The 11,298-nt window shown below is 36.2% G+C and carries 12 protein-coding genes and 1 tRNA gene; 6 read left to right on the plus strand and 7 right to left on the minus strand.

The genetic code is table 11. The annotated features are described in order from the left end of the window. The first annotated feature begins 298 nt into the window (after window positions 1–298). The 5 genes from BBROOKSOX_RS06985 (at window position 299) to BBROOKSOX_RS07005 (ending at window position 5,215) form a co-directional block, all read left to right on the plus strand. Window positions 299–616, plus strand: coding sequence for a MarR family EPS-associated transcriptional regulator (locus BBROOKSOX_RS06985; RefSeq protein WP_139660499.1), 318 nt, complete (start codon window positions 299–301; stop codon window positions 614–616). Between the two features lie 270 nt (window positions 617–886). Continuing rightward, the gene (locus BBROOKSOX_RS06990) at window positions 887–2,131 is read left to right on the plus strand and encodes a lipopolysaccharide biosynthesis protein (RefSeq protein WP_139660500.1); all 1,245 of its coding nucleotides are present in this window, start codon (window positions 887–889) and stop codon (window positions 2,129–2,131) included. 382 nt (window positions 2,132–2,513) lie between these two features. Further along, on the plus strand, window positions 2,514–3,149 hold the full coding sequence (locus tag BBROOKSOX_RS06995; protein ID WP_139699069.1) for a hypothetical protein: 636 nt from the start codon (window positions 2,514–2,516) through the stop codon (window positions 3,147–3,149). Between the two features lie 6 nt (window positions 3,150–3,155). Further along, window positions 3,156–4,322, plus strand: a complete 1,167-nt coding sequence (locus BBROOKSOX_RS07000) for a nucleotide sugar dehydrogenase (RefSeq protein ID WP_139660502.1) — start codon at window positions 3,156–3,158, stop codon at window positions 4,320–4,322. Between the two features lie 68 nt (window positions 4,323–4,390). Further along, window positions 4,391–5,215 (plus strand): glycosyltransferase, encoded by an 825-nt coding sequence (locus BBROOKSOX_RS07005; protein WP_139660503.1) that lies wholly within the window; start codon window positions 4,391–4,393, stop codon window positions 5,213–5,215. A 516-nt stretch (window positions 5,216–5,731) separates the two neighbouring features. On the opposite strand, the gene BBROOKSOX_RS07010 is transcribed toward BBROOKSOX_RS07005, so the two are convergent. From BBROOKSOX_RS07010 to BBROOKSOX_RS07040, 7 genes are all read right to left on the minus strand, one after another. Beyond that, a tRNA-Gln gene (locus tag BBROOKSOX_RS07010) sits at window positions 5,732–5,806 on the minus strand. A gap of 28 nt (window positions 5,807–5,834) precedes the next feature. Continuing rightward, the gene (gene ispE / locus BBROOKSOX_RS07015; RefSeq protein WP_373896617.1) at window positions 5,835–6,626 is read right to left on the minus strand and encodes a 4-(cytidine 5'-diphospho)-2-C-methyl-D-erythritol kinase; all 792 of its coding nucleotides are present in this window, start codon (window positions 6,624–6,626) and stop codon (window positions 5,835–5,837) included. A gap of 34 nt (window positions 6,627–6,660) precedes the next feature. Continuing rightward, window positions 6,661–7,179 (minus strand): hypothetical protein, encoded by a 519-nt coding sequence (locus BBROOKSOX_RS07020; protein ID WP_139660505.1) that lies wholly within the window; start codon window positions 7,177–7,179, stop codon window positions 6,661–6,663. Window position 7,180: 1 nt separating this feature from the next. Beyond that, window positions 7,181–7,351: a hypothetical protein gene (locus BBROOKSOX_RS07025; protein ID WP_180323900.1), complete on the minus strand. Its 171-nt coding sequence runs from the start codon at window positions 7,349–7,351 to the stop codon at window positions 7,181–7,183. A 205-nt stretch (window positions 7,352–7,556) separates the two neighbouring features. Continuing rightward, window positions 7,557–8,102, minus strand: coding sequence for an oligoribonuclease (orn, locus tag BBROOKSOX_RS07030; RefSeq protein ID WP_139660506.1), 546 nt, complete (start codon window positions 8,100–8,102; stop codon window positions 7,557–7,559). Further along, window positions 8,103–9,122, minus strand: coding sequence for an anthranilate phosphoribosyltransferase (gene trpD / locus BBROOKSOX_RS07035; RefSeq protein ID WP_139660507.1), 1,020 nt, complete (start codon window positions 9,120–9,122; stop codon window positions 8,103–8,105). It abuts the gene before it with no gap. Then, window positions 9,119–10,345, minus strand: a complete 1,227-nt coding sequence (locus BBROOKSOX_RS07040) for an aminopeptidase P N-terminal domain-containing protein (protein WP_139660508.1) — start codon at window positions 10,343–10,345, stop codon at window positions 9,119–9,121. Before BBROOKSOX_RS07040 ends, trpD begins: the two co-directional genes overlap by 4 nt. A gap of 34 nt (window positions 10,346–10,379) precedes the next feature. Here BBROOKSOX_RS07040 and BBROOKSOX_RS07045 point away from each other — a divergent pair, with 34 nt between their 5' ends. Beyond that, entirely contained in the window at window positions 10,380–11,096 is a 717-nt protein-coding gene (locus BBROOKSOX_RS07045; protein WP_139660509.1) for a 16S rRNA (uracil(1498)-N(3))-methyltransferase, read from the plus strand. Window positions 11,097–11,298 lie beyond the last annotated feature (202 nt).

Below are 11,298 nucleotides of genomic sequence, written 5' to 3' on the forward strand. Positions count from 1 at the left end.
ACTTTTCACCCACTTGGCGATTTTTTAAACCCAGCCTTAGCCCTGCTAGGACAAGGTTTAAAGAAATCACCAATTGGGCAAAAATTGGATTTTGCTAATCATTCCTATTTATGCAAAGGTCTCAAAAAACAGAACAATTTTTCTAGTGGTCTTAACTGGTTAAGATCTAAAGTCTTTTCTTTAATATGATTGAGCCTACTGTTGATTACTGCTATCTTGTTTTAGTGGTATTATTGACAGAAGATTTGCAAGTAATTTTCAATGTTCAACTATTGAACACTTTGGTATAATGCACTTTATGCTGAATCAAGATAATCAATTTTCAATCCTACAAGTCTTGGAGCAAAGCCCCAATTATTCACAGCGTGATTTGGCGGGTAAACTGGGAATGAGTTTAGGCAAGGCGAATTATTGCTTAAAAGGTTTGATTGATAAAGGACTCGTTAAAGTTGAAAACTTTAAAAATAGCCGTAATAAAATCCAATACGCTTACCTTTTAACCCCACAGGGCATGAGTGAAAAATCCAAATTAACCCTTCATTTTTTGCAAAGAAAAACCGAAGAATATGAGCGATTAAAGATTGAAATTGAACAGCTTAAGCGGCAGATAGGGTAATGAGCTACATTCAAAAACTTCGCCAATTATTAGACAGAGAAACCAAATGCCACCAAAGGTTTTGGTAATGACATATGTTCAAGATTATATTTATGCGGTTGATTAGGCAAAAAGGCGCTAGATTGCTGAATAAATAAATAAAAGTGAGGTGTTTGTTGTGAATTTAGATGCAAGAAAACAGTGTAGTGCACTGAAAATGGCGAAGGCTTTGATACGGATAAGTGGTAAAAAAATCAGTTTGGCGCTGACAATTAAATCAACTGACTGTTTATGTTAGCCAATATATCGCGTATTGCCAGTGGGCAATTCATTGCACAATTGATATTAGTGGCTTCGCTGCCTTATATCACTCGATATTACAACCCAGAAGAATTTGGTGTTTTTGCTGTATTTAGTGCCATTATAGGGATTTTGGTTGTATTTTCCACAGGCAAGGTGGAGTTTTTAATTATCACGATGAAAAGCAAAGATGAAGCGGTCGCATTGACTATAGGTACTATGATAATGGTGTTGATTTTTAGTTTTGTAATTACCTTAATCACATTATTTTTTTTATCTGATTTTTTAAATTCTTTTTTCTTAAAAGAGTTTAGTTATTTGCCCCTCTTAATGGGTGTTACTATATTGTTTATAGGAGGTGCGCAAACGCTAAGATACTATGCTACTTATTTGGGTAGTTTTTCAGGTCATGGTATAGCAGCCACAGTAAACGCCATCAGTATGATTTCCGTTGCACTTGGGTATGCGATTTTTATAGGTGGGGATTCGCTACCCATTGGGCTTATTTTGGGGCAAATGATTGGGCAGGTCTTATCGTTTCTTGTTTTCTTGTTTTATACCGATATTATACAAATGATAACTTTAAAAAAACTTAAAATATCGTCAACTACGGTGTTGAATCAAATACAGAAAATACCTGTTTTATTAACAACGAATCTAGCCTCTTCTTTAAGTTCACGCATACCGACGCTGATTATGTCTGCCGTAGGTGGTATGTCTGTTGCGGGTATATTTGCAATGGCTGATAGGGCTGTGGGTGCACCAACAGGTGCTTTTGGACAAACAGTTGGGCAAGTTGTTCGGCATCAATATTGCAAAGTATATGAGGTTGATAATGGCAACACATCTCTGCCAAGAAAAATAATTAAATCCACTTTCTTTTTTGTTATTTTTGGCTATGGATTGCTCATAGTATCAGCTGATTGGCTTGTGCCATTAGTGTTAGGCGAGCAGTGGCGTGTTGCCACTGTGTTTGTGCAAATTATTGCCACCATGGAGTTGTTTAATTTTATGTTTTACAGTGTTGAAGATATTGCCATTATTCGTGATAATTTTTCGTATCGTATGTGGACTCAAATCGCACAATTAATATTTTTATTGATACTCTATGCTGTCGTCAATGTAACAAATATCTTGTCAAATACTGAGTTGGCATTAGGCTTAATATGCCTTGCTAGAATTTTATTTGTTGCTTATGATTTAACCAAGACTTGGCGTGGTGTTCAAAAAAACTGATAGAGACCTTTGCATAAATAGGAACAATCATCAGAAACCCACTTTTCATCCACTTGGCGATTTTTTAAACCCAGCCTTAGCCCTGCTAGGACAAGGTTTAAAGAAATCACCAATTGGGCAAAAATTGGATTTTGCCAATCATCCCTATTTATGCAAAGGTCTCTATAAATATGAATAGCCATTAAGATCCCACTTTTCACTCAATTAGCAATTTTTTAGGATGTTTCGTAGTTCCCCAAGAAGGTAAGTCCAGTTTTAGTTTTACTGAAAAAAAGTTTAAAGAAGTTGTCAATTAGAAAAAATTTGAATTTTGTTAATCATCTGTATTTATACAAAGGTCTGGGTATAATTTACCTGACAAAGATATATTTAAAATCTGAATTTGAAAAATAATATGCCCACAAGATTAATTAAAATATTTAAACAATTATGGCTTGCTTTTATGAATTTAATTCAAGGAAAGGATCGTCTTTTTGATGGAGATGATGAGGTCTTTAAAAAATCTATTCAAGATATTGACTATTATGGTGAATACGGAATGGGAAGGTCTACTATTTGGGTTATTGGTAATACCCGAGTAAAGAAAGTTTTTGCAGTTGATACAAGTAAAGTATGGCTTGAAAAGGTACGGAGTAATTTAAACCATGCAAATGTATTAACGGCTAAATGGGTAGACTTAGGGCGTTTAGCAAAGTGGGGAATCCCAATAGATTATTCAAAAAGGGAATGCATAATAAATTATGTTGAATCAATATGGAAACACGAGCAGAAACCACAATTTGTTTTAGTTGATGGCAGATTTAGGGTTGCTTGTTTTTTGTATTACCTTGCAACTGGCGCACCAGGCACTAAAATTGTTTTTGATGACTATGTAAATAGACCTCACTATCATTTAATTGAAGAGTTTGTAGAGCCTAACAAAACATGTGGTCGCCAGTGTATGTTTGTTGTTCCAGAGAAAGTAGATAAAGAAAAAATTATGAATTTAATGCGTCAATTTTTATTTGTAATGGAATAATACAATATGAAAGTTGCAATTGTAGGTGTGGGCTATGTTGGGATGTCCAGTGCTATGCTTTTATCTCAAAACCACGAGGTAATTGCACTAGATATTGATGTTGAAAAAGTTAAGCGACTCAATGATAAAATCTCACCGATTATAGACAGTGAAATTAAAGACTTTCTGATAAATAAAGACCTTAACTTTAGCGCAACACTTGACAAAGAGTTGGCTTATAAAGACGCTGATTTTGTTATTATTGCCACGCCAACTGACTACGACATTGAAACCAATTATTTTAATACCTCATCTGTAGAAATGGTTATTCAGGATGTTATAGATATCAATCCAACTGCAATAATGGTTATCAAGTCAACGGTTCCAGTGGGTTATACCAAAAATATTAAATCTAAGTTTGCCAGTGACAACATTCTATTTTCACCTGAGTTTTTAAGAGAAGGGTTGGCGCTTTATGATAATTTGTATCCATCACGCATTATTGTAGGTGAGAGATCAAATAGAGCCAAGCAATTTGCAGATTTATTGGTAGAAGGCGCAATCAAAAAAGATATTGATATTTTATTTACCAATTCTACTGAAGCGGAGGCAGTTAAACTTTTTAGCAATGCCTATCTTGCTATGCGGGTATCCTATTTTAATGAACTTGATTCTTATGCCGAGGCACATGGATTGAGTTCAAAACAAATTATTGAAGGTGTAAGTTTAGACCCAAGAATTGGTAATTATTACAATAATCCATCATTTGGTTATGGCGGTTATTGCCTGCCTAAAGACACCAGGCAACTTAAGGCTAATTATAAGGATGTACCCAATAATTTAATTAGTGCGATTGTTGAAAGTAACGCAACTAGAAAAGATTTTATTACCGAGTCGATTATTGCTAAAAATCCTAAAGTTATAGGTATTTATCGCTTAGTAATGAAAAGTGCTAGCGATAATTTTAGATTCTCTGCAGTTCAAGACATTGTGAAGCGTATTAAAGCCAAAGGTATTAAAGTTGTTATCTATGAACCAGTATTGCAAGAGAAGGAGTTTTTTCAGTCTAAAGTAATTAAAAACTTAGAGGAATTTAAGAAAATAAGTGATGTGGTGGTTGCCAATAGAATGGCAGACGAATTGCAAGATGTAAAAAATAAAGTTTATACAAGAGATTTGTTTGGGATTGATTAAAGGCATATAAAATACAAACACTTTTCCGTTGGTTTTTTTCCAAAATCTCTAAAAACAAGAATTTTAATATGATGAAATTTTCAGTACTAATGTCAATTTACCACAAAGAAAATCCACAAAATTTTGATAGGGCGATGCAAAGTGTATGGGATGAGCAAAGCATTAAACCCAATGAGATAATTTTGGTAGAAGATGGTGTACTGACTGATGAGTTGTATCAAAGTATTAAAAAATGGAAGGAGAAGTTAGGTGGTATTTTTAAAGTCACTTCTCTTGAAAAAAATGTTGGTACTGGCAATGCTAAAAAGATTGGTGTGGAAAAATGTACCAATGAATTGATTGCGGTAATGGATACTGATGATATTTCTTTGCCTGATAGGTTTAATAAACAGTTGGCAATTTTTAACGCTAAAGATATTGATGTTTGTGGGGCTTGGGTAGGTGAGTTTGAAAGTGATGAAACTAAGATAATTTCATATAGGAGAGTACCAGAACAACAATGTAATATAATAAAATTTGCCAAAAGTAGAAGTCCAGTTAATCACCCTACAGCAATGTATAAGAGAAAATTAGTATTGAGTGTTGGAAATTATGCAAAGCACAGAAGAACAAGTCAAGACTATGATTTGTTTGTAAGGTTGATATTGGGCGGTGCAAAACTTTACAATATACAAGAACCTTTGGTTAATATGAGGATGGGTAATGAATGGTTGGAGGACCGAAGGAGTGGATTGAAGCAAGCGATACTTGAGGTAAATGTGCAAACAGAATTTTACAAAATGGGTTTTCTTAATGCGTATGAATTGTTTAGAAATATAGTCATCGGTTTTACAATACGACTGTTACCTAAAATGCTATTAAAAGCAGTTTTTAAGATAATAAGAAAACTATAAAATTTTAATGGAACAAAAAAGACAATTTTAGTCACTAGTGGTGCAGGTTATATTGGTTTCACACTTATGTGGAATTGCCTGAAAAAGGCTATAGAAAAATTAGGCTGGTTGGCAAAATTAACGATTAATGATATTTCGCTGATGTTTGGCGATTTGTCAGTTGCTTAAAATGAAAAATGATTTAAAATATTAGAACAAGCATTAAGAGACCTTTGCATAAATAGGGATGATTAGCAAAATCCAATTTTTGCCCAATTGGTGATTTCTTTAAACCTTGTCCTAGCAGGGCTAAGGCTGGGTTTAAAAAATCGCCAAGTGGGTGAAAAGTGGGTTTCTGATGATTGTTCCTATTTATGCAAAGGTCTCCTTGGATTAGAGTGCAACAAAACCAGAGCAGGCTAGTACGAGGCAGATTTTAAAAATATGCAAAAATTTAGACAACACAACCTAAAAGACTCAGTGTTTTTACAAATCCAACAAAGTAGAAAGTAAAAAGACAAAGTAAAGAAGGGAAATTGGCTGGGCTGGCAGGATTTGAACCTGCGCATGACGGGATCAAAACCCGTTGCCTTACCGCTTGGCGACAGCCCAATTAAGGTTTAACCCATCATAAGGTGGGTTAATTCGGCGAGGTATTGAGCGCAAGTGCTACAAAACCCGACCATTTGCTTGGTAGATTGTTAAGGGCTACCAAAGCATCTTTCTCATGCTTAAACGCCACAAAGACACAACTTCCTGTGCCTGTCATTCTTGGCTGGTACAAGTGGTTTTTGGATAATTTTAAATGCGTTAATGCTTCTAAAATTTCGCCTTCCAACTCGGTGGCAGCCTCAAGACAATCATTGTGTGGATTGATTAACTCTGAGAAAGGGCATATTTTCCCTATAGTGGGCGTCATTGTCAATGCTTTATGCGAGAAAATTTCTTTGGTTGAGAGTTGTTTGTTGATAGAGACCACCAAAAAGTAGTGTTTTGGCAAGTTCATTGGCGTCAAAATTTCCCCTACACCTTCCGCCCAAGCGCTATGTCCAGTAATAAAAATTGGCACATCAGCGCCCAGTGCTAAGCCAATTTCTGCTAGTTGTTGCTTTGAGAGTTTTGTGCCCCATAATGTATTGAGTGCAATGAGTGTGGTTGCTGCATTTGAGCTACCACCTCCCAAACCACCACCGGTAGGAATATTTTTCACTACTGAAATGTCTGCCCCGTTTGTTGTACCTGTTGCTTTTTGTAGTGCTTGCGCTGCTTTGATGATTAAATCTTGCTGTTCTGGTATATCCTCATTGCCACTGGTGCGTGTTATAACGCCGTCTTGCCTAACGGATATTGTGAGTTCGTCGTAATAGTCTAGTAATTGGAAAATGCTTTGTAGGTTATGATAGCCATCTTCTCGTTTAGAATTAATATGCAAAAATAGGTTAATTTTTGCAGGGGATTGCCAAATTTTAAGAATTTGTTTGATTTTCTTCGGCGTGTTTATATAAGCACTTATAAGTTAAATATAAGCCAATATCACCTGTTTTTTTGAATAATGTTCCATCTGTTATCATTTGACAAACTCTTTTGTTTAACGCCTGTCTTTTTGCATTAACAAGGCTCAGCAAGTCATCAAATATATAAACCATAGTATAAAGAATTATTTGCACCATTTCTTTATTCTCGTTATCTTTAGAAAGTCTCTCATGTAATGTATGAAAAATGAAAAAATAAGTTTTATGTTCGTCAATGCTGTCTTTTGGAGCGACGCTGAAATCATTAATGTATCGGTCTATTTTTCCATGAACAGCTGTGAATATATCGTTTGTATTGTTAATAATCTCTTCTTCTACAAATTCTACACATGCAAAGATAAATCTATCGTCAGCATTACAATCACAAATCTTAGCACCTTGACCTAACCTACGAACTATATTATTCAATGCTTCAATAAAATCACGTCTGAAATCAACATCTAATTTGGACATATTAGTTTAAATCTTCTTTCTTTCTTAGCCTTTCTGCAAAAAATTCATTTCTAGAATTTGATATTGTGTTTGGATCGGTGGGAATGTTAAAGCTCAAATCTGGCAAGTCATCTGGATTAATAGAATCCTTGATTTTACTTCTATTAATAATATTTTTTTGTATTTCAGACATGGTTTGCCCCTGTTTTTGGTTTGTATGCTTTTATATCTTTTTACTATGGAAAGTATTACTTTAATCATACAAAAAGATGTATATTATACATAAAAAACACAATATTTATTCAATTTTAAGTATTATTCATGGAAAGATGTATATTGTACATAAAAAATTTTTAAAAGTTAAAAAGGCAATTTTTAAAATTTAAAAAATAATCATTTTAAGCACTAATAAAGGTGTTTCTATAATGCTTAAGCTCGTCAATAGAGTCTTTAATATCAAGTAGCGCTAGGTGTGCAGATTCACCCTCTCGAATCATTTTTGCCTCAGGCTTCCAGCGCGCTGCTAATTCTTTTAGTGTGGTAACATCAATATGGCGATAATGAAAAAATTGTTCTAACTTAGGCATATAGTTGTAAAGAAACCTTCTATCTTGACAGATGGTGTTGCCACACATCGGTGAAGCACTTGGATTGACATAGGCTTGTAGGAAATCTATCGTTTGTTTTTCAGCTTGCTTAATAGAAACATTGCTGTCTTTAATGCGTTGAACCAAGCCAGAATTGGTGTGATGTTCAGTATTCCATTCATCCATGCCTGCTAAAATCTCATCACTTTGGTAAATGGCAAGGGCGGGGCCTTCTGCCAAAATATTGAGATCTTTATCGGTAACAATGGTGGCAATTTCAATAATGGTATCTGTTTCTGGCACAAGACCCGTCATCTCCAAATCAATCCAAATTAGGTTAGTTTCTTTATCTGACATTTAGCACCCCGTACTTTCTTTGACAAAATCGTCTAATTTTTGATGAGCCGAACCATCATTTAAAATTTTTATTGCTTTATTGATACCTGCTTGTAGTGAGTCAACCACACCTGACACATAAATGGCAGCACCTGCATTGAGTGCGACAATATTTTTTGCTGCACCGTTTTCACCGTCCAGTGCTTTTTGAATAAGCATCAATGAACTATTAGCATCCTTTGCTTTGATGTCCTCTAAATTACCTAAGGGTAAGCCAAATTCTGTTGGGTTAATGGTATAAGTGGTGACTTTGTTATTTTTGAGCTCAGCAACATAAGTATCATCGGCAATTGAAATTTCATCCAATCCATCTTTAGAATGCACCACCATCACATGTTTAGAACCTAAACTTTTAAGCACATTGGCAATCGGTTCAACCAACGTTTTGTCATAAACCCCCATCACTTGATGGGGTGCTTTTGCTGGATTGGTCAGCGGACCTAAGACATTAAAGATGGTGCGCACTGCCAACTCTTTACGAGTACTAACGACATGTTTTATTGCCGAATGATGTGCAGGCGCAAACATAAAGCCAACGCCGATTTCTTCCACACATTTGCCAATAGCTTCTGGTGTCATATCAAGATTAACACCTGCTGCTTCTAAGACATCGGCACTACCTGATTTGGAAGAAACGCCACGATTACCGTGTTTGGCGACTTGTGCGCCTGCTACTGCTACGACAAAAGCACAAGCAGTGGAAATATTAAATAACCCCAAACCATCGCCACCCGTGCCACAGGTATCCACTAAATGCTCGGCATTATTAATCGTTACAGCAGATGCCAGCGAATGCATCACCTTTGCGGCTGCGGTGATTTCATCGATTGTTTCACCTTTTACCGCTAAGCCCACTAAAAATCCACCATTTTGAGCGCCTGTGGTTTTGCCAGTCATAATATCACTCATGACGGCGTGCATTTCATCTTGTGTTAAATCTTGTTTTGCAATGACTGCTTTTATTGCTTGTTGTATATTCATTTCATTAAGTTCTCTATGTCATCAATTTCTTTTACCAGTGCCTTGGTTAAAACGCTATTGCCATTATCCGTCACCAGGACATCATCTTCAATGCGAATACCAATATCCCAATACTCGGGGTCAATTTTATCACTCTTACGAATATAAATACCAGGTTCAACAGTTGTTACCATGCCTATTTCATACTGACGATGCTGTTTACCTTGCTGATAACGACCAACATCATGCACATCCAATCCTAGCCAATGTCCTGTACCATGCATATAAAACTGTGATAAGTCATCACCTGTTTGTAAAATCCCCAAATCAATCAAGCCTTGTTGGATAATTTTTGAAGCAATTTGATGCGGCTTAATAACCACTTCGCCTGGTTTAATGCAGGCAATGGCAGCGAGTTGTGCCTCTAGTACAATCTGATAAATTTGTCGTTGTGCTTGGCTAAATTTTCCATCCACTGGAAAAGTACGAGTAATATCTGCAGCATAACCCTCAACTTCACAACCAACATCAATCAATAACAAATCACCCTCATTGAGCACTTGGTCGTTTTTAATGTAATGCAAGATACACCCATTTTTCCCACCTGCTACAATTGGTGTGTAAGCATGTTCAGCGTTATTTTTTCTAAATTCTGCATCAAAAATACTAACAACCTCATATTCAAACAAACCAGCCAGCCCTATTTTGGCTTGTTGCATTGCCAACTGATGAGCTTGTATAGAAATATCAGCAGCCTTTTGCATTAGCACAATCTCGTTATCCTCTTTAATTAGACGCATTTCGTGTAGGTGCTCACCAAGTGATTGGGTTTTTGCACCGTCTAAGCATTCAATAATGTCATTGTCTAGCGCACACGCTTTAAAATCATAATACAGTGTTGTTGCCTCTTTTATTAGTAGCGGCAGTTGTGCTTTTAGTTCGTTGATAGGATAGGCTTGGTTTGCATCTAAAGTTTGTAATGCTTTAGCAATACCTAGGCGCTCACCATCCCAAATCTCTCGTGCTGGATTTTTTTCTTGCAAGAAAATCGTATAGTGTTTTTTGGAAAAAACCGCAACTGTTTCAGGTTCTTTAAAGCCTGTTAAATACCAAAAATCGCTATGTGGACGAAAAGGGTAATGTGTATCGCCATTACGATATTGTTGCGGATTGGTGCTAACAATCACCAAAGCACCATCGTCAAGTTGGCTTAGTAATTTCTCTCTTCTATTTTTTGGTATCATTTTTAGGATTATAAAGTGAGACCTTTGCTTAATTATGAAAAATGTGCGTTTATATCAAAATAGGGCTTTGAGCGTTGGTGACTTGGTAACGCTAGATGCGTATGCCTCACACCATCTGAGTAAAGTATTGCGCTTTCCAGAAGGTAAAAATATCACTTTATTCAATGGCGATGGAATGAATTACAGCACACAAGTGTTGCAGGCAAAAAAAGATTGCAGAGTGAAAATCTTAGAAAAAACCCAAAACTCATCCGAATCAAAACTCAACCTTACCTTAGTTCAAGGTATTGCCAAAGGCGAAAAAATGGATTTTCTAATGCAAAAATCCGTGGAGTTGGGCGTTAATAGAATCATTCCTGTTTTTACTCAGCATTGTGTGGTTAGGTTCAAAGGCGACAAACTAGCAAAGCGTCAATTGCACTGGCAAAAGATTGTCATTGGTGCTTGTGAGCAGTCTGGGCGCTCTGTTATTCCAAAAGTGCTTGCCCCTATTAATTTGAGAGACTTTTTACAGCAACCAGTTGTCAATGGCTTTGTTTTGCATCACCGCTGTGAACAAACCTTATTAGCATTGACAGCAGTCGATGAAGCAAGCATTTTAATCGGCCCCGAAGGTGGACTTAGTGAGATGGAAATCAACCAAGCCAACCAAGCAGGCTACCGTTCTTTATTGTTAGGCTCACGCGTATTAAGAACTGAAACTGCATCGCTCGCAGTGATAGCCAATATGCAATTGTTATGGGGAAGTTGACCCTCCCTAAGATTTATCAATAAATTTCTGTTCAACACCCTTTCCTTGAGAGGTAAAAATTGAATTTTGCTCATTTAATATAATGTGTTAGGCGAATTCAACCCATAACTGCAACACTTCCATTTAAAAAATTGTCAGAGGTTTTGGGGCGATGTAGATTACCAATAAGCTACAGCAAACAATTCAACATACCAAGCAATTT

The sequence above is a fragment of the bacterium endosymbiont of Bathymodiolus sp. 5 South genome (assembly GCF_900128535.1).
Taxonomy (GTDB): domain Bacteria; phylum Pseudomonadota; class Gammaproteobacteria; order PS1; family Pseudothioglobaceae; genus Thiodubiliella.

Coding starts and splice junctions, on each gene's coding strand:
- BBROOKSOX_RS06985 (WP_139660499.1), top strand. CDS start 299: ATGCTGAATCAAGATAATCAATTTTCAATCCTACAAGTCTTGGAGCAA.
- BBROOKSOX_RS06990 (WP_139660500.1), top strand. CDS start 887: ATGTTAGCCAATATATCGCGTATTGCCAGTGGGCAATTCATTGCACAA.
- BBROOKSOX_RS07000 (WP_139660502.1), top strand. CDS start 3,156: ATGAAAGTTGCAATTGTAGGTGTGGGCTATGTTGGGATGTCCAGTGCT.
- BBROOKSOX_RS07005 (WP_139660503.1), top strand. CDS start 4,391: ATGATGAAATTTTCAGTACTAATGTCAATTTACCACAAAGAAAATCCA.
- BBROOKSOX_RS07020 (WP_139660505.1), bottom strand. CDS start 7,179: ATGTCCAAATTAGATGTTGATTTCAGACGTGATTTTATTGAAGCATTG.
- BBROOKSOX_RS07025 (WP_180323900.1), bottom strand. CDS start 7,351: ATGTCTGAAATACAAAAAAATATTATTAATAGAAGTAAAATCAAGGAT.
- orn (WP_139660506.1), bottom strand. CDS start 8,102: ATGTCAGATAAAGAAACTAACCTAATTTGGATTGATTTGGAGATGACG.
- trpD (WP_139660507.1), bottom strand. CDS start 9,122: ATGAATATACAACAAGCAATAAAAGCAGTCATTGCAAAACAAGATTTA.
- BBROOKSOX_RS07040 (WP_139660508.1), bottom strand. CDS start 10,345: ATGATACCAAAAAATAGAAGAGAGAAATTACTAAGCCAACTTGACGAT.
- BBROOKSOX_RS07045 (WP_139660509.1), top strand. CDS start 10,380: ATGAAAAATGTGCGTTTATATCAAAATAGGGCTTTGAGCGTTGGTGAC.